General features: G+C 41.8%; 21 protein-coding genes and 1 other annotated feature. Of the genes, 19 read left to right on the top strand and 2 right to left on the bottom strand.

Annotation, left to right across the window (positions count from 1 at the left end):
• Nucleotides 1-58 precede the first annotated feature (58 nt).
• The 7 genes from LC091_RS02840 (at nucleotide 59) to LC091_RS02810 (ending at nucleotide 8,453) form a co-directional block, all read left to right on the top strand.
• On the top strand, nucleotides 59-1,525 hold the full coding sequence (locus LC091_RS02840) for a CoA-acylating methylmalonate-semialdehyde dehydrogenase (RefSeq protein ID WP_226680186.1): 1,467 nt from the start codon (nucleotides 59-61) through the stop codon (nucleotides 1,523-1,525).
• A gap of 71 nt (nucleotides 1,526-1,596) precedes the next feature.
• Nucleotides 1,597-2,982, top strand: a complete 1,386-nt coding sequence (locus tag LC091_RS02835) for an aspartate aminotransferase family protein (protein ID WP_226680185.1) — start codon at nucleotides 1,597-1,599, stop codon at nucleotides 2,980-2,982.
• 57 nt (nucleotides 2,983-3,039) lie between these two features.
• Nucleotides 3,040-4,098: an AI-2E family transporter gene (locus LC091_RS02830; RefSeq protein WP_226680184.1), complete on the top strand. Its 1,059-nt coding sequence runs from the start codon at nucleotides 3,040-3,042 to the stop codon at nucleotides 4,096-4,098.
• Between the two features lie 47 nt (nucleotides 4,099-4,145).
• Nucleotides 4,146-4,358 (top strand) — a binding site (T-box leader).
• 200 nt (nucleotides 4,359-4,558) lie between these two features.
• Complete coding sequence (gene alaS, locus LC091_RS02825) at nucleotides 4,559-7,192, top strand: alanine--tRNA ligase (RefSeq protein WP_226680183.1); 2,634 nt, start codon at nucleotides 4,559-4,561, stop codon at nucleotides 7,190-7,192.
• A gap of 273 nt (nucleotides 7,193-7,465) precedes the next feature.
• Nucleotides 7,466-7,732 (top strand): IreB family regulatory phosphoprotein, encoded by a 267-nt coding sequence (locus LC091_RS02820; protein WP_010196077.1) that lies wholly within the window; start codon nucleotides 7,466-7,468, stop codon nucleotides 7,730-7,732.
• A gap of 3 nt (nucleotides 7,733-7,735) precedes the next feature.
• On the top strand, nucleotides 7,736-8,152 hold the full coding sequence (gene ruvX, locus LC091_RS02815; protein WP_226680182.1) for a Holliday junction resolvase RuvX: 417 nt from the start codon (nucleotides 7,736-7,738) through the stop codon (nucleotides 8,150-8,152).
• Between the two features lie 16 nt (nucleotides 8,153-8,168).
• Entirely contained in the window at nucleotides 8,169-8,453 is a 285-nt protein-coding gene (locus tag LC091_RS02810; protein WP_010196082.1) for a DUF1292 domain-containing protein, read from the top strand.
• A gap of 20 nt (nucleotides 8,454-8,473) precedes the next feature.
• Here LC091_RS02810 and LC091_RS02805 read toward each other — a convergent pair whose 3' ends face one another.
• A complete protein-coding gene (locus LC091_RS02805; protein WP_226680491.1) occupies nucleotides 8,474-8,950 on the bottom strand; it encodes an Rrf2 family transcriptional regulator in 477 nt (158 codons plus the stop codon).
• A 244-nt stretch (nucleotides 8,951-9,194) separates the two neighbouring features.
• Here LC091_RS02805 and mltG point away from each other — a divergent pair, with 244 nt between their 5' ends.
• From mltG to LC091_RS02760, 9 genes are all read left to right on the top strand, one after another.
• Nucleotides 9,195-10,334 carry an endolytic transglycosylase MltG gene (gene mltG, locus LC091_RS02800; RefSeq protein WP_226680181.1) on the top strand — a complete coding sequence of 380 codons (1,140 nt, stop codon included), beginning with the start codon at nucleotides 9,195-9,197 and terminating at the stop codon, nucleotides 10,332-10,334.
• A gap of 408 nt (nucleotides 10,335-10,742) precedes the next feature.
• Nucleotides 10,743-11,396, top strand: a complete 654-nt coding sequence (locus LC091_RS02795) for an O-methyltransferase (RefSeq protein WP_226680180.1) — start codon at nucleotides 10,743-10,745, stop codon at nucleotides 11,394-11,396.
• A gap of 6 nt (nucleotides 11,397-11,402) precedes the next feature.
• A complete protein-coding gene (locus LC091_RS02790) occupies nucleotides 11,403-12,329 on the top strand; it encodes a peptidase U32 family protein (RefSeq protein ID WP_226680179.1) in 927 nt (308 codons plus the stop codon).
• Between the two features lie 22 nt (nucleotides 12,330-12,351).
• Nucleotides 12,352-13,623 (top strand): peptidase U32 family protein, encoded by a 1,272-nt coding sequence (locus tag LC091_RS02785; protein WP_226680178.1) that lies wholly within the window; start codon nucleotides 12,352-12,354, stop codon nucleotides 13,621-13,623.
• A 5-nt stretch (nucleotides 13,624-13,628) separates the two neighbouring features.
• Entirely contained in the window at nucleotides 13,629-14,264 is a 636-nt protein-coding gene (udk, locus tag LC091_RS02780) for a uridine kinase (RefSeq protein ID WP_226680177.1), read from the top strand.
• 162 nt (nucleotides 14,265-14,426) lie between these two features.
• Complete coding sequence (greA, locus tag LC091_RS02775; protein ID WP_060665120.1) at nucleotides 14,427-14,900, top strand: transcription elongation factor GreA; 474 nt, start codon at nucleotides 14,427-14,429, stop codon at nucleotides 14,898-14,900.
• Nucleotides 14,901-15,171: 271 nt separating this feature from the next.
• Nucleotides 15,172-16,947, top strand: coding sequence for a peptidoglycan D,D-transpeptidase FtsI family protein (locus tag LC091_RS02770; RefSeq protein ID WP_226680176.1), 1,776 nt, complete (start codon nucleotides 15,172-15,174; stop codon nucleotides 16,945-16,947).
• A 93-nt stretch (nucleotides 16,948-17,040) separates the two neighbouring features.
• Nucleotides 17,041-17,757 carry a YrrS family protein gene (locus LC091_RS20475; protein ID WP_226680175.1) on the top strand — a complete coding sequence of 239 codons (717 nt, stop codon included), beginning with the start codon at nucleotides 17,041-17,043 and terminating at the stop codon, nucleotides 17,755-17,757.
• A gap of 473 nt (nucleotides 17,758-18,230) precedes the next feature.
• Nucleotides 18,231-19,196 carry a nuclease-related domain-containing protein gene (locus tag LC091_RS02760; protein ID WP_226680174.1) on the top strand — a complete coding sequence of 322 codons (966 nt, stop codon included), beginning with the start codon at nucleotides 18,231-18,233 and terminating at the stop codon, nucleotides 19,194-19,196.
• Between the two features lie 69 nt (nucleotides 19,197-19,265).
• On the opposite strand, the gene LC091_RS02755 is transcribed toward LC091_RS02760, so the two are convergent.
• A complete protein-coding gene (locus LC091_RS02755) occupies nucleotides 19,266-19,475 on the bottom strand; it encodes a YrzA family protein (RefSeq protein WP_226680489.1) in 210 nt (69 codons plus the stop codon).
• A gap of 215 nt (nucleotides 19,476-19,690) precedes the next feature.
• Between LC091_RS02755 and LC091_RS02750 the strand changes: the two genes are divergently transcribed.
• The 3 genes from LC091_RS02750 to LC091_RS02740 all read left to right on the top strand — a co-directional run bounded on the left by LC091_RS02750 (nucleotide 19,691) and on the right by LC091_RS02740 (nucleotide 22,072).
• Nucleotides 19,691-20,332, top strand: coding sequence for a class I SAM-dependent methyltransferase (locus LC091_RS02750; RefSeq protein WP_226680173.1), 642 nt, complete (start codon nucleotides 19,691-19,693; stop codon nucleotides 20,330-20,332).
• Between the two features lie 81 nt (nucleotides 20,333-20,413).
• Entirely contained in the window at nucleotides 20,414-21,115 is a 702-nt protein-coding gene (gene mtnN, locus LC091_RS02745) for a 5'-methylthioadenosine/S-adenosylhomocysteine nucleosidase (RefSeq protein WP_226680172.1), read from the top strand.
• 33 nt (nucleotides 21,116-21,148) lie between these two features.
• Nucleotides 21,149-22,072: a PLP-dependent cysteine synthase family protein gene (locus LC091_RS02740; protein WP_226680171.1), complete on the top strand. Its 924-nt coding sequence runs from the start codon at nucleotides 21,149-21,151 to the stop codon at nucleotides 22,070-22,072.

Raw genomic sequence — 22,072 nt, 5'->3', positions numbered from 1 at the left:
TGTCAGATAATAGTCATAAGTTCTAAATATTCTATTAACGAATGAGGAGGACAATATCATGACAATTACTTCAAAAGACACAAGGGTATTGCAAAATTTCATAGATGGAAAATGGGTAGATTCTAAAGGTTTAGAGAAGATGGAAGTCATCAACCCTGCCACAAAAGAGTGTTTGGCAAAGGTGCCGATATCAACTAAAGAAGATGTAGAAGAAGCGGTGAGAGCAGCCAAATTAGCATTTAAAACATGGAAGGATACGCCTGTACCTAAACGTGCACGCATCATGTATGCCTATCATCACTTGTTAACGAAAAATCATGACGAATTGGCAAAGTTGATAGTACTAGAAAACGGTAAAGCCTTCAAGGAAGCGCATGGAGAAGTGCAGAGAGGGTTGGAGTGTGTGGAATTTGCAGCAGGTACTCCAACCTTGATGATGGGGGAGACCTTATCCAATATTGCAGAAGATATTGATTCTAGCATGTATAGATACCCTCTTGGCGTGGTTGGGGGAATAACGCCTTTTAACTTCCCGATGATGGTTCCGCTATGGATGTTCCCGCTCGCCATCGCATGCGGAAATACATTCGTCTTGAAGCCTTCCGAACGGACCCCGATGCTTGCCAATCGATTAGTGGAGCTTTTCGCAGAAGCGGGTGCACCAGACGGGGTGTTGAACATTGTCCACGGAGCACATGATGTGGTAAATGGTTTGCTAGATCATGAGGATGTTAAAGCGATATCCTTTGTCGGTTCCCAGCCGGTTGCGAAATATGTGTATGAGACGGCGGCGAAAAATGGGAAGAGGGTTCAGGCATTATCTGGTGCGAAAAACCATCATGTTGTGATGCCGGATGCCAATATTGAAAAAGCAGCACAGCATATCCTGACATCTGCATTTGGAAGTGCGGGGCAGCGTTGCATGGCCTGCAGTGCTGTAGTGGTTGTCGGGGATAACGATAAATTTGTGGAAGAACTGAAAAACAAAGCAAATTCCCTGACAATCGGAAACGGTATGGATGAAGACGTATTGTTGACCCCTGTTATTAGGGAAAGCCACAGAGAAAAAGTACTAGGCTATATTAAACAGGGAGTTTCGGAGGGAGCATCTCTAATTCGTGATGGGCGTAAAGAAATGGATGAGATGCCAGAAGGAAATTACCTTGGGCCAACGATCTTTGATCATGTGACCCCTGAAATGACGATTGCCAAGGAAGAAATTTTTGCACCTGTTCTTAGTCTCTTGCGGGCTAAAGACCTTGACGAGGCGCTTGTTCATATCGAAAAATCCCGATTCGGAAATGGCGCAACCATCTACACAAAAGATGCTAAAGCTGTAAGGCAGTTCAGGGAAGAAGCGGATGCCGGGATGATCGGGGTTAATGTAGGAGTTCCAGCAACCATGGCTTTCTTCCCATTCTCCGGCTGGAAAGATTCCTTTTACGGAGATCTTCATGTAAACGGAAAAGACGGCGTCAACTTCTTCACCCGCAAAAAAATGATCACATCAAGATTCGATTTCTAAAATATGGTGTACAGTATAGAAAAATTTCTAGCTGGTGATTGGAGCAAAAGGCGGAAATCACCAGCACTGTAATGAAGATAGAAAGGGTGTTTCCGTTGGGTAAAATAAATCAAACGCAAGAACAAAATTTATTGGCTCAAGATGACCGCTATCTATGGCATTCCATGAAACCCTATAGTCCATCCTCCACCATGGTCGTAAAAGAAGCAAAAGGCGCTTGGATTACTGATATTGATGGAAACCGCTATTTGGACGGGATGTCAGGGCTTTGGTGTGTAAACGTCGGCTATGGCAGAACAGAACTTGCAGAAGCCGCGTACGAACAGCTGAAAGAACTGGCTTATTTTCCACTTACACAAAGTCACGTCCCGGCGATAAAGCTTGCTGAAAAGCTAAATGAATGGCTTGGAGAAGAATATGTCATTTTCTTTTCCAACAGCGGCTCGGAAGCAAACGAAACAGCCTTTAAAATTGCAAGACAATATCATGCTCAACGTGGTGAGAGCAACCGTTATAAAATTGTATCCAGATACCGTTCTTATCACGGAAACACCATGGGGTCTCTCGCAGCAACTGGCCAGGCGCAAAGGAAATATAAATATGAGCCGCTCGCACCAGGATTTGTGCACATCCCACCACCTGACACATATAGAATGGAAGACGCGCAAACAGAAGATCCGCTGAAAATGCGATGCGTAAAAGATGTGGATCAAGTGATGACCTGGGAGCTCAGTGAAACCATTGCAGCGATGATCATGGAACCAATCATTACAGGTGGAGGAATCCTTACTCCCCCGGATACCTACATGGGAGCAGTCTCTGAAATCTGCAAAAAACATGGTGCTCTTTTAATTGTAGACGAAGTAATCTGCGGTTTTGGGAGAACCGGAAAACCATTTGGGTTCATGAATTATGGGGTGAAACCAGACATTATCACCATGGCTAAAGGAATTACAAGTGCTTATCTGCCACTTTCAGCCACTGCTGTAAAAAAAGAGATCTATGACCAATTCAAAGGCTCTGAGGAATACGACTACTTGCGTCATGTGAATACTTTTGGCGGCAGTCCGGCATCATGTGCCTTGGCATTAAAAAACTTAGAGATTATGGAAAATGAAAAGTTGATAGAGCGCTCTGCAGAAAAAGGGGCAGTTTTATTAAGTGAATTAAAATCCCGTCTGTCAAATCATCCTTTTGTTGGGGATGTTCGTGGAAAAGGGCTTTTAATAGGATTGGAGCTTGTTAAAAACAAGGAAACAAAAGAACCGATTGAAATAGACAAAATTAACGGTGTCATTGCCTCATGTAAAAAGAAGGGCTTGATAGTCGGGAAAAACGGAGCGACAGTAGCAGGCTTTAATAATGTCCTGACTCTGTCACCACCATTGTCCATCAGTGATGATGACCTGCAATTTATCATTAAGACGGTGGCAGATTCTATTTTAGAGTTGAAGTAAAAGGCCTGTATAAATACGATAAACTAAATAGAGAATAACGAGTAGGAGGCGTTTCTCTTGGAAAATCAGAAGAAATGGCTGTTACGGCTGGGTACACTTCTACTCGTTATGATAATTTTGTATGTTTTTATGAAACTTAGTCCGTTGTGGGCGCCCGTTTTAAGGGTTGTGTTCATCATTAGCATCCCGTTTTTCATCAGCATTTTCATTACATATCTGCTCCATCCTGTTGTAGAATACACACACAACAGGGGGATGCCAAGGCCAATTGCTATACTAATTATTTATCTCTTATTTTTTGGTGGAATAGGTCTCATTGCTTACAAGGGGATACCGGTCATCATTGATCAGCTTTGGGAACTGTCAGAAAACTTTCCCAGATTAGCTCAAACATATAGTGGTTGGATCAAGCAGATTCATAGTTCTACTTCTGGATGGCCTGATGGTATCCATGAGAGGGTGGACCAGACCTTTAGTGAATTCGAAGCTATGTTGTCAAACCTGATGACAAAAGTTGTGGCTGGGTTGAAAGGTTTGTTAAACTCCTTTTTCATCTTGATTGTCATTCCTTTTATCGTGTTTTATCTTTTAAAAGATTATGATCAAGTGAAAAAAACAGTTTGGTACTTGACTCCTCGTAAATGGAGGGAGCCTGGTATCGCCTTTTTAAAGGATGTAGACATCTCACTGGGCAGCTATATAAGGGGACAGTTGACGGTATGCTTGATTATAGGCATTTTGGCTACCGCAAGCCTCTGGATGACCGGCATGAAATATCCCCTCGTACTAGGTGTCATTATAGGAATCACCAACATCATCCCTTATTTTGGCCCGATTATTGGGGCGTTTCCGGCAGTTATCATCGCTGCGACTATTTCAGTGAAGATGGTCCTATTAGTAATCATCATTATTTTTGGACTCCAATTTATAGAGGGAAACATTTTATCGCCATTGATTGTGGGTAAAAGTCTTCATATTCACCCTGTATTCATCATTTTGGCTCTATTGATTGGCGGAGAGGTGGCAGGGGTGGTAGGATTGATTTTGGCAGTACCTGTATTCGCTGTGATGAAGGTTACTTTAACGCATCTTACTGCTCATTTCATCAAACATTGACAACGGTCTTTCTGTTGCATATAATCGAAGCATAACTAGCTACATAAACCAATTCAAAGAAGGATCTGAGTACATTACAGACCATCCTGAAAAGAGAGGAATTCCAAGGCTGAAAGAATTCCAGGGTGAAGGGTAATAGAAAGCTAATCCGGAGAGCAGGGTAAAATCCTGCCGGCTTGCACCGTTAAAGCAATCTGAGAGATGACAGAATTATTCTGTCATAATCAGGGTGGTACCGCGAGAACACTCTCGTCCCTGTTATTAGGGACGGGAGTTTTTTGTTTTCTTCAAATTTCCCTGTTGACTGAAGTGCAAGGTGGTCGACTCCGGCGGGAGGTAGCGGTAGACTTGAGACCCCGCAGCGCAGCGAGGAGGCTCAAGCACCGCCCCGCGGAAAGCGACCACCTGGAACAAAGGGAAACAGGAGTTTAAACAGTATCAATCAAAGGAGGAAAATCAAATGAAACATCTAACATCCGCTCAAGTACGACAAATGTTCCTAGACTTCTTCAAAGAAAAAGGACATGCAGTTGAACCTAGCGCATCCCTAGTCCCACACGAAGACCCATCCCTATTATGGATCAACAGTGGAGTTGCAACCTTAAAAAAATACTTCGACGGCCGTGTCATCCCAGCAAATCCCCGTATTTGCAATGCACAAAAATCGATCCGTACGAATGATATTGAAAACGTAGGAAAAACAGCCCGACACCATACATTCTTTGAAATGCTTGGAAACTTCTCCATTGGAGAGTACTTCAAAAAAGAAGCAATCGACTGGGCTTGGGAATTTCTTACGAGTGAAAAATGGATTGGCTTTGACCCTGAAAAGTTATCCGTCACCATTCATCCAGAAGACGAAGAAGCATATAAGTACTGGAATGAAGTAATTGGCGTTCCTGCTGAAAGAATTATCCGCTTAGAGGGTAACTTCTGGGATATCGGAGAAGGCCCAAGTGGACCAAACACAGAGATATTCTATGACCGTGGTGAAAGCTATGGCAACGATCTAAATGATCCAGAATTATATCCTGGTGGAGAGAACGAACGCTACCTTGAAATTTGGAACCTTGTATTTTCTGAGTTCAACCATAACCCAGACCATACATACACGCCGCTCCCAAAGAAGAATATTGATACAGGTATGGGCCTTGAGCGTATGGTTTCCGTTATTCAGGATGTACCAACGAACTTTGATACAGACCTTTTCATTCCTATTATCGAAGCAACTGAAAGTGTATCTGGTGAAAAATACCGCACAAACGTAGAAAAAGATACGGCGTTTAAAGTAATTGCTGACCATATCCGTACAGTGACATTTGCAGTTGGTGATGGTGCGCTGCCTTCTAATGAAGGTCGTGGCTATGTACTTCGACGCCTACTAAGAAGAGCTGTTCGTTATGCTAAACAACTTGGCATCAACCGTCCTTTCATGTATGAACTTGTACCGGTTGTAGCGGAAATCATGGTTGATTTCTATCCAGAGGTAAAGGAAAAACAAGACTTTATCCAGCGTGTGGTGAAAACAGAAGAAGAGCGTTTCCATGAAACTTTGAATGATGGTTTGGCGATCCTTTCCACTGTCATTGCAAAAGCTAAAGAGGAAGGAAATACAGTAGTTTCCGGTGCAGACGCATTCCGACTGTATGATACGTACGGGTTCCCAGTTGAACTGACTGAAGAATATGTGGAAGAACAAGGTATGACGCTTGATCACGATGGTTTCGAAAAAGAAATGGAAATGCAACGTGATCGTGCTCGTTCCGCTCGTCAAGACTCCAGTTCCATGCAAGTGCAATCAGGTGTGCTTGGGGAAATCCGTACAGAGAGCAGTTTTGTCGGATATGACCAGCTTGTGGCAGAAACGACTTTATCTGTCATTGTTAAAAATGGCGAGCTAACAGATTCAGCTCAAACAGGGGATGAGGTTCAAGTAATATTGGCGGAGACACCTTTTTACGCAGAAAGCGGAGGTCAGATTGCTGACCACGGCTACATCGTAACTGAATCTGGCAGAGGATTTGTTAAAGATGTTCAAAAAGCTCCAAACGGCCAAAACCTTCATACCATTGTCGTGGAAGAAGGCGTGTTAAATAGACAGCAGACCGTTAAAGCGGAAGTGCATGCGAAAAACCGTGCACAGATTATTAAAAACCATACAGCTACACACATTCTCCATCAAGCATTAAAAGATGTGCTGGGGACACATGTAAACCAAGCGGGATCACAAGTGACTGCTGATCGCCTTCGTTTTGACTTCTCACATTTTGGTCAAGTGACACAAGAGGAAATCGAGAAAATTGAAGCGATTGTTAATGAAAAGATCTGGGCAAGTATCAATGTTGTCATTGAAAACAAATCCATCACAGAAGCAAAAGAGATGGGTGCAATGGCATTGTTTGGTGAAAAGTACGGAGATATCGTTCGTGTTGTACAAGTCGGAGAATACAGCCTTGAGCTTTGCGGCGGTTGCCATGTTCCAAACACATCTGAGATCGGATTATTCAAGATTGTTTCTGAGTCTGGAATCGGAGCAGGAACACGCCGTATGGAAGCTGTCACAGGTGAAGGGGCTTATCGTTTACTAAATGATCAAGTTCAACTGTTAAAAGAAGCAGCTGCTAAGCTTAAAACGAAACCACAGGAGGTTGGAACAAGAATCGATGTTCTTTTATCTGACATGAAAGAACTGCAAAGAGAAAACCAATCCTTGGCTTCAAAGCTTGGAAACATTGAAGCATCTAGCCTGTCTTCCAAAGCGAAAGACGTCAATGGAGTAACGATGCTTGTGAGCAAGGTAGCAGGTACAGACATGAATAACCTTCGTACGATGGTGGATGATTTAAAAACCAAGCTTGGTTCTGGTATCATAGTACTTGCAAGCGTACAAGACGGAAAAGTAAACATCTCTGCAGGAGTAACAAAGGATCTAATTGAAAAAGGTTACCATGCCGGCAAGGTTGTAAAAGAAGTGGCTACACGTTGCGGTGGAGGCGGCGGAGGTCGTCCTGACATGGCTCAAGCAGGCGGAAAAAACCCGGAACAAGTCGATTCTGCATTACAATCTGTTGAAGATTGGATAAAATCCGTTTAACATTGCCGACATTTGGTGTACAATATAGGTAACAATTGACAAGCAGATAGAAAAGGCTACGTTAAAATGATTTCGTTTGAAATTGCGATATTAGAGCTGTTGATTGAAGCTCTGAGCGAAGACTCCTGAGGGAGATAGCGCTAGGTGGAGACCCCACAGGCGTAGGCCGAGGAGGCTCACGTCAGCCCCTAGGAAAGCGAAGCTCGGGGCGGAAATCAACAGCGGATTTAACGGATGCTAGAAAAAAAGAAGTCTAAGAGAGAGGTGCAAATGATGAGCTCCTTTGACAAAACAATGAAGTTTAACTTTCCGGAAGATGCATTGGAAGCTAATGTGGATGACGTATTAATAACAGTTTATGAGGCGTTGCAGGAAAAAGGGTACAACCCTATCAACCAGATAGTCGGTTACTTGTTATCTGGAGATCCAGCATACATTCCGCGTCATAAAGAAGCAAGAACGCTTATTCGGAAAATTGAAAGGGACGAGCTAATTGAAGAATTAGTGAAGTCTTACCTAGAACAGCACCGCAAGGAGTAGTACATGCGCATTTTGGGCTTAGACGTCGGTTCCAAAACAGTCGGTGTTGCCATCAGTGATGAAATGGGATGGACAGCACAGGGGTTGGAAACGATAAAAATTGATGAAGCAATAAAAAATTTAGGTTTTAAGCGATTGAAGCAGATTATCGCTGAATATAAGCCTGAAAAAGTCGTAATTGGCTTACCAAAGAATATGAACGGTTCCATCGGTCCCCGCGGCGAAGCAAGCAAGCATTATGGCGAAATGCTGACTGCCAAAACGGGACTACCGGTCATCTATTGGGATGAAAGGCTTTCTACTGTAGCAGCAGAAAGAATATTGCTTTCTGCTGACGTAAGTAGAAAAAAAAGAAAGCAAGTAATAGACAAGATGGCTGCCGTTGTCATTTTACAAGGATATCTTGACAGCCAACAATAAATTAGAGGTGAGCATAATGGAACACGGAGAACAAAATATTACAGTAGTAGACGAAAACGGGAATGAGCAATTATGTGAGGTGCTTTTCACATTTGATTCTGAGGAATTTGGAAAGTCCTATGTCCTTTATTACCCAGTAGGAGCGGAAAACGATGACCAAGATGACATCGAAATCCATGCATCAAGCTTCGTTCCTAGCGAATCAGAAGAAGGTGGCGATCTTCAACCGGTAGAAACGGATGAAGAGTGGGACATGATTGAAGAAATGTTAAACACTTTCTTGGCTGAAGAAGAAGAGTAAGAAAAAAGAGAGCAAACAGGTTAGTCCTGATTGCTCTCTTTATTTTTGTCCGCTTTCTTTTCATCTGGAAACAATAGAGTGGTCAATTGCTCTTTGTTTGAAATTAAATCCGCTAAAGTATATTGATCCAACACAGAAATAAACGCCTGTGTTGCTTTATATAATACCCCTTTTAACTTACAGTGTGGTGATATTATACAAGACTCATGATCTTGAAAACACTCGACAATATGAAAGTCTTCCTCTGTTTGCCGCACTAATTCGCCGATAATCACTTCCTTGGGTTCCTTTGCTAACAGCAATCCCCCATTTCTGCCTCGAATGGTCTCCACATAGCCTAACTTTCCAAGATGAAAAGTAACCTTCATAAGATGATTTTTTGATATACCATAAGCTTCAGCAATTTCTTTAATTTGGATGAGCTTGTTGTTTTCCGGTGCACTTGCTAAATATAATAGAACTCGTAATGAGTAGTCTGTGTATAGTGTAAGTTTCATCATCTACCTCCAATTTTATTTTACCATACCCTTTATTCTGAATGAAAATGGTAAAACTACTAAATGAATGTAAGTCAATCACCCTAATAAATTCAAAATATTTAGGAAAAAAGTAATGCTTATCGCGAAAAAAATGGTAAAATATGATGTAGGAATGTGTCGGAAAAGAGAAAAAACATGCTTTTTGTCAAAAAAATAATGAATTTGTTGTATAATTGTTAGGTGTACGAGAGGGGGTATTTTTTTGTCTGAAAAAAATAACAAAGACTATATTCAAGAAAAATTGAAAGAAAAACATTTTGAAGCAAAGATTGTGCGCCGCATTGTCTTTACAGTATTTGTCATACTCATGCTAGCCCTGACTGGAGTGATTGGCGGCGGTTATTTTTATATAAAAAATGCATTGCAGCCTGTAAGTGAAGAAGATACTACAACGGAAAAAGTGGATATTCCAATTGGTTCCTCCCCGAGATCAATCGGACGCATTTTGGAGGAAAATGGTATTATAAATAATGGGAAAATATTCCGTTACTATGCAAAGTTTAAAAACGAATCAGGATTTATGGCAGGAGAATACGAGCTAAGTCCTTCTATGACATTAGACGAGATTATCGGACATCTAAAAGAAGGAAAAGTCCAACAGGAGGTGCTCTTCCAGATTACGATTCCTGAAGGGCGTCAATTGGAGCAAATTGCTGTAATCCTGGAGAATAGAATGGGGCTTTCGGAAAAAGAATTCCTCGAAAAAGCAAATGACAAGGATTTCCTCGAAAAGATGAAAAAGAAATATCCGAACGTTATTAAGGATGAAATGTTTGATGAAGATGTAAAGTATGCATTAGAGGGTTATTTGTTCCCTGCTACCTATCCTTTCTATGTGGAAAATCCAACGGCCGAAGAAGTTATTGATATAATGCTTCAAAAGACGGATGAGATACTACAAGATGACGAAGTAAGAATAGGCATGGGGAATATGGACCTTACACCACATGAATTGCTGACGATGGCAAGTTTAATAGAAGCAGAAGCTACTATGACAACAGATCGTGAAAGAATTTCAAGTGTATTCTACAACCGTCTTGACGTAGGAATGCCGCTTCAAACAGATCCAACGGTGTTATATGCGCTTGGTGAACATAAAGACCGAACGTTATACGAGCACCTTGAAGTGGACTCACCGTACAATACTTATAAGAACCAAGGTCTGCCGCCGGGACCTATCGCAAATGCCGGTTTGACATCTATTCAAGCCGCATTGAATCCTGCTGAAACCGAGTTTTACTACTTCTTAGCAACACCAGATGGCGAAGTGTTATTCAACGAAACGTTAGAAGAGCACAACATCGATAAAAATGAACATATCACAAGTCAGAACAGTGAATAAGTCAAATAGGGTAGTGCGAAATTAATTCGCATTCCCTATTTTTTTGTGGTAAAATATATCGAGTTGTTTTGAACTGAAATATTTTAAAATAAAAGAGGGTTCCTCCACTGAGGTCACCTCTATTTTCTTTGTTTTTAGCTTTGTGAAGATAATAAAATTTATAGTGAATCCTAGCTGTTGATTGGAGCATAGGGCAAAGACTCCTCGAAAATACTACGCATTTTCTTCGTGCGATGTATCGCTGTCGAAGCCTTCCTTGTCCTGAGGGAGATAGCGCTAGGCGGAGACCCCGCAGGCTTGCCGAGGAGGCTCACGTCAGCCCCTAGGAAAGCGAAGCCCGGGGCGGAAATCAACAGCGGAATTCTAACAGAGCTTTGTTTTTAGCAAGATTAAAGGAGGCGTCCACCGTTGGAAGCCAATGAAAATAAAGTAATAACCTATTTGAATAATCTCACTCCCACTAGAAATGAACTTGTCAGCAAAATGGAAAACCTTGCCCGAAAAGAGAATGTCCCAATCATGGACCTAGTAGGAATGGAAACACTCCTGCAACTCTTACGTCTATCCATGCCAAAAAGAATCCTAGAAATAGGCGCAGCAATCGGATACTCAGCAATCAGGATGGCACAAGCTTTACCTGAAGTGACCATTGTGACAATAGAGCGGGATGAACACAGATACTTGCAAGCAAAAGAGCATATAGAAAAAGCCGGCCTCCAAGATAGAATTCAACTGATCTTTGGAGACGCATTGGAAGTATTCGACCGAGTGGACAAGGAAGCGCCGTTTGATTTCATTTTTGTTGATGCAGCAAAAGGGCAATACGAGCGGTTCTTTACCATGTATGAAACCCTGTTAAACGAAGCGGGCATCATCATCACCGATAACGTCCTCTTCCGTGGGATGGTAGCAGAAGACCACGAGTCGATCGAACCGAAAAGAATCAGAAACCTGGTCAAAAAAATAGACAAATACAATAGATGGTTGATGGAACACCCAGACTATATCACTACAATCTTGCCTGTTGGTGATGGGGTGGCAATCAGTAAAAAAAAGAGGTGAAGAAAGTTGAAAAAACCTGAGTTATTAGTGACACCCTTAGACTTAACGAACTTAAAGGACCTGATAGATGCAGGTGCAGATGCATTTGTTGTTGGAGAAGAACGCTATGGTTTACGTTTGGCCGGAGAATTTAATAAGGACGAAGTAAAAGCGGCCATTGAACTTGCACACCAGCACGGAAAAAAGGTGTATGTGGCAATGAACGCACTGTTTCATAATGAAAAAGTGGACGAGTTATCCGACTATCTTCAATTTTTGAATGAAGCAGGCGCAGATGCGGTCATCTTCGGAGATCCGGCTGTATTAATGGCAGCAAAAGAAGTTGCTCCAAACATGCCGTTGCATTGGAATACAGAGACGACAGCAACCAACTACTATACCTGTAATTATTGGGGCAGAAAAGGCTCCAAACGTGCCGTGTTGGCCAGGGAACTTAACATGGATGCCATCGTGGAAATAAAAGAAAACGCAGAAGTGGAAATAGAAGTACAAGTCCACGGCATGACCTGTATGTTCCAATCCAAGCGTTCCTTACTAGGGCACTATTTTGAATACCAAGGCAAACAAATGGAAGTCGAAAAAGGCAAGGAACGCGCCATGATCCTTCATGATAAGGAACGAAGCAATAAATATCCTGTATATGAGGATGAAAACGGCACTCATATCATGAGTCCAAATGACATGTGCATCATTGATGAACTAGAAGAAATGATGGATGCAGAAGTGGACAGCTTCAAAATTGACGGTGTGCTTCAAACACCTGAATATATCGTGGAAGTAACAAAAAGTTATAGAAAAGCAATAGACCTTTGTGCAGATGAAAGAGAAGCATATGAAGATATAAAAGATGAGCTGTTAAACAAAATGGAAGAACTTCAACAAGACCACCGTCCACTAGACACGGGATTCTTCTTTAAAGAAACAGTCTATTAATGTGAAAAGGAGGTAGCCTTTTATGACAACCTATGTAAATGATAAAATCTCCAAGATAGTTGACGGAAAACGAGTAATCGTCAAAAAGCCAGAATTACTTGCGCCAGCTGGAAACCTGGAAAAGCTAAAAATAGCTGTTCAATACGGTGCAGACGCTGTATTCATCGGTGGTCAAGAATACGGATTGCGTTCCAATGCTGGAAACTTCACTTTTGAAGAAATGGCTGAAGGTGTTCAATTTGCAGAAAAATTTGGCGCTCGAATCTATGTAACCACCAATATTTTTGCACACAATGAAAACATGGACGGTTTAGATGATTACCTACGCGGCATTGAAGGTGCAGGGGTTCACGGAATTATCGTGGCTGACCCGCTCATCATTGAAACATGCAGAAGAGTAGCACCTAAGCTTGAAGTTCACTTAAGTACGCAACAATCCCTGTCCAACTGGAAAGCAGTCCAGTTCTGGAAAGAAGAAGGCTTGGAGCGTGTCGTTCTTGCTCGTGAAACAAGTGCAGAGGAAATTCGTGAGATGAAAGAGAAAGTGGACATTGAGATTGAAACTTTCATTCACGGTGCCATGTGTATCGCATACTCTGGACGTTGTACGCTAAGTAATCATATGACGGCCCGGGATTCTAACCGTGGAGGCTGCTGTCAGTCTTGTCGTTGGGATTATGATTTGTATGAATTGGACGGCGGCGAAGAAAAACCGTTATTTGCAGAGGGTGATTCACCATTTGCCATGAGTCCAAAAGATTTAAAGCTTATTGAATCGATTCCTAGAATGATTGAACTTGGAATCGACAGTTTGAAAATCGAAGGCCGCATGAAATCCATTCATTATGTAGCAACAGTAGTAAGTGTATACCGCAAAGTAATCGACGCTTATTGCGCTGACCCTGAGAACTTCACCATCCAACAAGAATGGCTAGAAGAGCTTGATAAATGTGCAAACCGCGAGACGGCACCTGCTTTCTTTGAAGGTGTTCCAGGGTATAAAGAGCAAATGTTTGGCAACCATAGCAAGAAGACAGACTTTGACTTCGTTGGATTGGTGCTAGATTATGATAAGGAAACTCAAATGGTAACCTTACAACAAAGGAACTTTTTTAAACCAGGCGATGAAGTGGAATTTTTCGGTCCGGAAATTGAAAACTTCACACAAAAAATAGAGAAGGTTTGGGATGAGAAAGGCAATGAGCTAGATGCTGCCCGCCATCCACTACAAATCGTGAAATTTAAAGTGGAAAAGCCGATTTATCCGAACAACATGATGCGAAAGGGGCAGTAAATACCATGGGGAAAAAACCGATCGTAATCGGTGTAGCCGGAGGATCTGGCTCAGGAAAAACGAGTGTAACAAAAGCTATTTTTGACCATTTTACAGAGAAGTCCATTTTAATGCTGGAACAAGATTATTACTATAAAGACCAGACAGACGTGCCAATGGAGGAGAGGTTAAACACAAACTATGACCACCCTTTGGCATTTGATAACGATTTATTGATTGAACACATTCAGCATTTATTAAACTATGACACAGTCAATAAACCTGTCTACGACTACACGCTTCATACAAGATCATCACAAGTAATCGAAGTAGAACCAAAAGATGTTATCATTGTTGAAGGAATATTGGTATTAGAAGACGAACGTTTGCGTAACTTAATGGATATAAAGCTATTTGTAGATACAGATGCAGACTTGCGCATCATCCGCCGTATGCTGCGTGACATTAAAGAACGCGGACGTACGATTGATTCTGTCATCGAACAATATGTGACGGTTGTCCGTCCAATGCACAATCAGTTCATTGAGCCAACGAAGCGATATGCAGATATCATCATCCCTGAAGGGGGACAAAATCACGTTGCCATTGACCTGATGGTAACAAAAATTCAAACAATTCTTGAACAAAAAGAGATTTTGTAATAACATATGAGAAGCTAGAGAATTTTCCAATTGTGGAAGGAGCGACGATGTATTCCATTTAATGGGTACATCTTTTTCCACATTTACATAGGCTTTGAACTTTATTGCCATAAAGATACAACGTAAATTGGGGAATGCAATTACTAGAAGGAGTGAAAAGTCATGGCACAAGAGAAAGTATATCCAATGACACAAGCAGGGAAAGACAAGCTTGTGCAAGAATTAGAGCACCTGAAATCTGTAAGACGTAAAGAAGTAGTAGAGCGTATTAAGATAGCACGTAGCTTTGGAGATCTTTCTGAGAACTCTGAGTACGATTCTGCAAAAGAAGAGCAAGCATTCGTAGAAGGACGCATTACGCTTCTTGAGCAAATGGTCCGTAACGCAAAAATTATCCAAGAAGACAAGGATACAGACGCAGTCGGCCTTGGTAAGACTGTAACGTTTGTGGAGCTGCCAGACGGCGAAGAAGAAACGTACACCATCGTAGGTAGCGCTGAAGCTGATCCGTTTGAAGGCAACATTTCTAATGAATCTCCAATGGGAAGCTCCCTAATGGGCAAACGCGTAAACGATGAAGTAACAATCCAAACTCCAGGCGGAGAAATGAACGTGAAGATTGTTTCTGTAAAATAAGCAAGGCTGTATATGAAAGATACTTGCAATCTAAAAGTTAGATGGAAGAGTGGATTGTAGCGAAAGGTACTCGACTCCGGCGGGAGATAGCGGTAGACTTGAGACCCCTGAAGCGTTGGGAGGAGGCTCAAGCACCGCCCCGCGGAAAGCGAGTGGCTGTAGCGAAAACAAACGTTCAACCTTACAAGCCGATAACATCGGTTTTATAGAAAACAGCCGACTTGATTAAAAAGAACTCACCTCGTCAACAATGTTGATGAGGTGTTTTTTTATGCAACGGTTAATCAAAGGGAGAATCAATAAACTCGGAATCTGTGTCGTACTGCTCTTAAGCCTGCTTGTCGGAAGGCTTGTACAATTGCAGCTCATCAGCACAGAGTCCTTCACAGACCAACATATAAATTTAATAGAAGCTAGCGTCAAACAACGAACACAGTCTCTTGTGATTGATGAAGGGCGCGGCAGGTTCACCGACCGCAATGGACTCCCCCTAACACATGACTATTTTCCAAGTGTCATCTTATTTCCATTCTTAAGTGGACTAGATTGGCCGAAAGGTGAGCTCGCTGGAATACTCGAGATGAACACATCTGAGATTGACAGACTTCTTGCTGATGCAGAAAAACCCGTCGTACTATCAGAAAGTTTAACAGATGAGAAGATTGAACAAATTAATGAGCTTGATTATCCTGGAATTGTCGCCTTGTATCGCCAGTTTGAACTTGATGAAAAGATAGCAGAACACGTCATCGGTTTGACTGGGGAAGACGCCGATACATTTATGAAACGTTATGCCGATAAAGTGGAGAAAGAAAATTATTCGCCACATACACCTATCGGGGTTTCCGGCTTAGAAGAGGCTTTTGATGAAATTATTTTACCAGAGGGCTCTACAAAATTACTCTACCATGTTGATCGTTTTGGTGGCCCGTTGTTCGGGATCGATGTAAGGTATATGTCGCCATCCAATCCCTATTATCCGCTTACTGTCCAAACGACTCTTGACCGGAACATCCAGCAACTGGCGGAGAAAACCCTTAATGAATATAAGGTCAATAAGGGTGGGCTGGTCGTCATTGATATAGAAACCAATGAAGTGGTCGCAATGGTGTCCAAACCGGCGCTGGACCCTGAAAATCCTTCAAAGGGAGCCGGTGCACATAACTTCATGCTAGAACCGCATTTTCCTGGTTCTGTTTTCAAAACGGTCGTAACGGCAGCAGCGATTGATGAGAACGTGGTAGACAATGAAATGGTGTTTAACTGTGATTTGGATATAAGGGGGGAATTGCTTGAGGATGAAAAGAAGCGTATGGGTACCCTCAATCTTGAAAAAAGCTTTGCCCAAAGTTGTAACTATACTTTTGGTGAGATTGGAAAGCAATTGGTTGGTAAAGATAAAGACGTATTAGATAAGTATGCAGCAATGCTTGGGCTAACAGGAACCGTTGGATGGAAGGGGGATATGTTTGGCTTCGATGATTTTGTTCAGATCCCTCAAGAAAAAGAAAATGTGGTTTGGGATAACGATGAAGATAAAGGAGTTCCCCTCGCGGTTGCGCAGACTTCCATCGGGCAAAAAGATGTTAAGGTAACGCCGCTTGCCGTGGCGAACATGATGGCAACGATTGCCCGTGGTGGAGAATCAAAAGAAGTTAAACTGGTCAGTGACATCCTATATAAAAACGGGACGACCTTGTATACATTCCCTGAGCATGATAGAGATGTTGAAAAGCTTTCTTCCTATACGGTCATGCAGCTTCAGCATCTTTTAAGAGAAGTAGTGGAGGGAGATACTGGGACTGGCTGGAGAATGAAAGGCCTCTCTTACGAAGTTGCTGGAAAAAGCGGTACGGCACAGACGGGAAAATTTACAGAAGATGGTCGGGAGTTATACAATAGGTGGTTTGCAGGGTATTTTCCAATCAAAAGTCCTAAGTATGCCATGGTCATGGTCGAATTAGATGTCGTAGATGAGAACAATGTCTCATCTGTTTATGCGAAAATGGTCGAAGAAATATACGACTGGGAAAACCAAGAAAGATAATGGCAATCCTTTTCACTGTGCTTTTTATAGTATTGATGGTACAATAAGCTATTGTAATTATACTATATATGGCTTTGACTAGGAGGGACTGTCGTGTCTTTAGACTTTAACAAAGGTGGCTCACGTTACGGCCGAACAACCAAACGCAAAAAAACAAACATGATCTTGAACATCCTGATTGGTGTTGTATTCATATTTATCGTTGTGCTTGCTTCTTCCCTGTTCTTTGGAAAGAATGACCCAGCAACTGATGGCGAAAATCAGCTTGCTACAGAGGAACAGGAATTAAGTGAAACAGAAGAGAACGAAACAGAGCAAGAATCCGAGGAAGCTGCTCCAACTGACGAGGAAGAAGCTGAATCTGAGGAAGCGGAAGAATCTGCTGAGAAAGACGCGGAAAAAGAAAAAGATAAAGATAAAGAAAAAGATAAAGATAAAGAAGAGGAAGAGTCCAACGAAGCGGACGATTCCGAAACAGAGGTTTCAGAAAACTCCAATGATCCTAACGTCATCAAAACAATGACAAATCCAGGCTGGGGACCTGTTGGAACCTCTCAATCTGAGCCACATACATCCGTTTACGACCAAGGGCATGTAGACTGGGATGAAAAGTTAAAAGCTGTGGAAGCAGCTACCCGTTTAAGCAGCGGAGAGTACACTTTATACTTCCTAGGCAATGGCGGCAGCGAGCACTTATCTGTTGCGTCGATTAAAGACAAATCCACCGGTGAGAACTTCAAAGTCTATCTGGAGTGGGTAACTAACAAAGGTTGGAAACCAACAAAGGTGGAGCAGGTTAAGTCGTTGTAAAGTATGTATGAATTTTGATCTTGGTGCGGACCTATCCCAATTGGGGTGGGTCTTTTTTGTCATGGGTTTGGTGCTCAGCTTTTGGGAAGGTCAAGGGATTGAAGTGTTGAAGGGCTTTTGGTGGTGGAGCTTGAGGTTTTGGGTGTCTCTTTTTCGAAAATAGGTAATTGAGGGGTTGGGTTTTGGATTACCCAAACATACAGCGGATGTCGAAATCTTACGGAATTTGTCGGTTGGCATGTATTTTGCCTAGTTTGGACTGTATTTCAAAATCTCGGACAGTATTTTGTGAATTTCCGCTTGTATTTGACCCGAATCCGACAGTAAATGTCTGTTTTCCGACAGTATTTTTTAGGAGATGATTTCTTACGAAAAACATAGAACTTAACTTTTTGAAAAATACCCACTTTTTAGCAGGAAACTACCCTTTGTACAGAGAAATAACAAGAATCGACAAAAAAAGGAGGACTAAAATGATAAAAAAACAACGAGAAAAATCTCATAAATTACTGACCCATGAAGCTGCCATGCGAAGAGTTCCAAAAAGTCATCCAAAGTATCCAATTTTAGAGCAAGAGCACGGTAAATTGTCATATGGGCATAAGGGGGAAGAGGCGCTAGATTATTTTTTAACCTATTTACCAAATGACAACTATTTGATTCTTAATAGTCTTAGGTTAGAAGATCCAAAAGGTAGGTATTTTCAAATAGACAGTTTATTATTGGCCCCAACACATTGTATAATCCTTGATTCAAAATATATGTCTGGAAAGTTAGAATTTGATGAAAGTGCTAACCAGCTTTTAAGACATTTGCCAGGTAGCGAAGATATTGAGAAAATAGGAGATCCGCTTTCGCAGATAACTAGGCAACGACATCAACTGTCCCTTTGGTTAGAAAAGAATGGCTTTCCCTCTATTCCTATCGCAAGTTTAATTGTTCTGACCCACAATAATGCCGCACTCATAAGGACAACTCCTTCCATCAATAAAAAGGTTACCTTCCATACCAACTTGCCCAATCGCTTGAAAGAAATAGATGAAAATATCTCTAAAGGAAATATCGTGTTAAGTAACAAAGACCTCCAAAAACTCTCCAAGACGCTCATAAAAAAGCATACACCAGACCACTTCCGATTACTCAACAACTATAATATAGCTGAAAATGAACTGATAACAGGTGTGATTTGTATAAATTGCTCGACTGCCCCTATGCTTCGAAAAAGAGGAGTTTGGTGTTGTCAGAGGTGTAGCGCCTATTCTAAGGACGCTCATTTAGAGGCGATTAGAGATTACAAACTTTTGATTGGAGAGACGATCAGCAACAAGGAGCTAAGGAGTTATCTTAGGTTACCTTCTGCTTCTGTTTCATCTAAGTATTTAATTTCTATGGGGTTGAAATTTGAGGGTAGCTTTAAAAATAGGAGATACTTTCTATGAAACCTCCACTAAAACACTTATAACCAAACAAAAAAACGCCCCCATCCCGAGCGTTTCCATCCATTCCTATTATTTTCCCTTCAACCTAAAATGCACCACTGCGCTATAAAAGCGTCTGCCTTCCTCATCCACATGCATCTGATGAGAAACAGAGTGAACGCCGAGCATGATGGCACGGTTATGATCAATTTGTTCATTTATCTTCTTTTCAAGTGTTTTTAATTCAAGTGCTTCAAAAAACTCCACTTTATCTTCTAATAAACTAAATTCAAAGTTCATCACTAATTATTCCAAGTCCTTTCATCGGGTTTTATTAGGGAAGTTGTGAGTGAATATGGAATCGCTCCAACCCCTTTTCTATCAACTGTCCAACTATATCCTACCAAACATTTTCATTGAAGAAAATAGAAAGATATGTTAGATTGAGAACAGTTAATTTTTAAAAACATACTATACTGATAGGAATTATATAAATTGTAGTGGAGTGATCATCAATGGGACGTGAATTCGTCGAACTGTTTAATGACTGGGCAAATTATTATGATGCGACGGTAAGCGGCAAGGATCAAGAATATGCGGAGGTTTTCCGTGGGTATGATGATATATTGAAAGATGTAGCCACTAAGGCGTTGAGCCCTGTCGTAGAATTTGGTGTAGGTACTGGGAATCTTACAGCTGAACTTTTGAAAAAAGGCAAAAAAGTGTATGCGATTGAGCCTTCAAAAACGATGAGGGAAAAGGCGGCAGAAAAGTTACCACTGACCGTCAGCATCGAGGATGGGGATTTTCTAAACTTTCCTGAACCAAATGATCAGATTCAATCCATTGTCAGCACCTATGCGTTTCACCATCTGACAGATGTAGAAAAGGAAGAAGCGGTGGCGCACTATGGAAAGTTACTTGATAAAGGTGGTAAAATAGTATTTGCTGATACGGTCTTTGAAAATAAAGAGGCGTACAGAGCGACAATTGAACAGGCAGAAAAGCATACGTTTTTAAACTTGGCGAACGATTTGAAAACGGAATACTATACAACGATAAGCGTACTCACTGATATTTTTGAAAAACATGGGTTTGAAGTGGAGTACCAGCGTTTTAATCATTTTGTCTGGGTAATAGAAGCGACGAAACAATAGTAGGCGGGCAATCACATTCTCTCTTTTTTGAAAAAGTGAGTCGATCCGTCCACTAATTTTATGAAAAGAGGGATTCTTATAATGAAAGTAGCAATTATCGGAGCAATGGAAGAAGAAGTAACCATCATGCGTGAAAAGATTGAAGGTATGGAGACAACAACTGTTGCAGGTTGTGAATATTATACAGGTACATTGAACGGTGTGAATGTTATTCTTTCAAAATCAGGAATTGGAAAAGTAAATGCGGCACTTAGTACGTCTTTACTTTTAGAGCGTTTCAAGCCGGAAGTAGTTATTAATACTGGATCCGCAGGCGGGTTCTCGCCATCATTGAATGTTGGAGATGTTGTCATTTCAACGGAAGTTCGTCACCATGATGTGGATGTGACGGCTTTTGGATATGAATACGGACAAGTCCCTGGTTTGCCGGCAGCATTTGAAGCTGATGCAAAGCTTATGGCTGTAGCGAAAAAGGCTGCTGAAAATGTAAGTGGCATGCAGGTTGTGGAAGGGCTAATCGCAACAGGTGATTCTTTTATGAATGATCCGATACGCGTGGAGGCGGTTCGTGAAAAAATGCCTGAATTGCAAGCTGCTGAAATGGAAGCAGCTGCCATTGCACAGGTTTGCCATGCGTTTGAGGTACCGTTTGTGGTAATCCGCGCCCTGTCTGACATCGCAGGAAAAGAATCCAATATCAGTTTTGATCAATTCTTAAGCAAAGCAGCATTGCATTCTTCCATGTTAATTGAAAATATGCTAACTGAGCTAAAAAACGCTTAACACAAAGATGTAATGTCTGCGGGGGGATAAAGGATGAACGTTTTTAAAAATGTCCATGGCTTGATTGGCAATACACCTGTCGTGGAATTGACTAATTTTGAAGTACCAGAAGGGGTTCGCCTCTTTGCAAAGCTTGAATTTTATAATCCTGGCGGAAGCATTAAAGACCGCTTAGGGAAAGAGTTATTAGAAGATGCTGTTCGTTCCGGAAAGCTGAAAGAAGGCGGAACCATCATCGAACCGACAGCTGGCAATACAGGGATAGGCCTTGCGCTTGCTGCAGTTGGCACGAGCTACAAGGTAATGGTATGTATGCCGGAAAAATTCAGTGTGGAAAAACAGGATCTTATGAAGGCCCTTGGTGCAACAATCGTTCACACACCAACACCACTTGGAATGAAGGGTGCGATCGAGAAAGCCAAAGAGCTTAACAAGGAAATTCCTAATTCCTATTGTCCGCAACAGTTCGGTAACCCTGCCAATCCTGAAACCTACTACAAAACACTAGGTCCTGAGCTATGGGAGCAGTTGGATGGCCAGGTTGATGTGTTTGTAGCTGGAGCAGGTACTGGTGGAACCTTCATGGGAACGGCCAAGTTTTTAAAAGAAAAGAATCCTGATGTGAAAACGGTCATCGTCGAACCGGAGGGATCTATTTTAAATGGCGGCGAGTCCGGCCCGCATAAAACAGAAGGCATCGGAATGGAGTTCCTTCCAGGCTATATGGATGAGACGTATTTCAACGCCATTCACTCGGTTTATGATGTGGATGCGTTTGACCGCGTCAAGGAATTGGCGCAAAAAGAAGGTTTATTGGTTGGAAGCTCATCAGGGGCAGCACTTCATGCAGCCTTAGAGGAAGCTAAAATTGCACAACCTGGAACCAACATTGTGATGATTTTTGCCGATAGTAGCGAACGCTATTTAAGCAAAAAGATTTATGAAGGAGGAATTTGA

It is taken from the genome of Sutcliffiella horikoshii (assembly GCF_020524325.1).
Lineage (GTDB): Bacteria > Bacillota > Bacilli > Bacillales > Bacillaceae_I > Sutcliffiella_A > Sutcliffiella_A horikoshii_D.
This window is presented reverse-complemented; position numbering and strand designations above follow the sequence as displayed.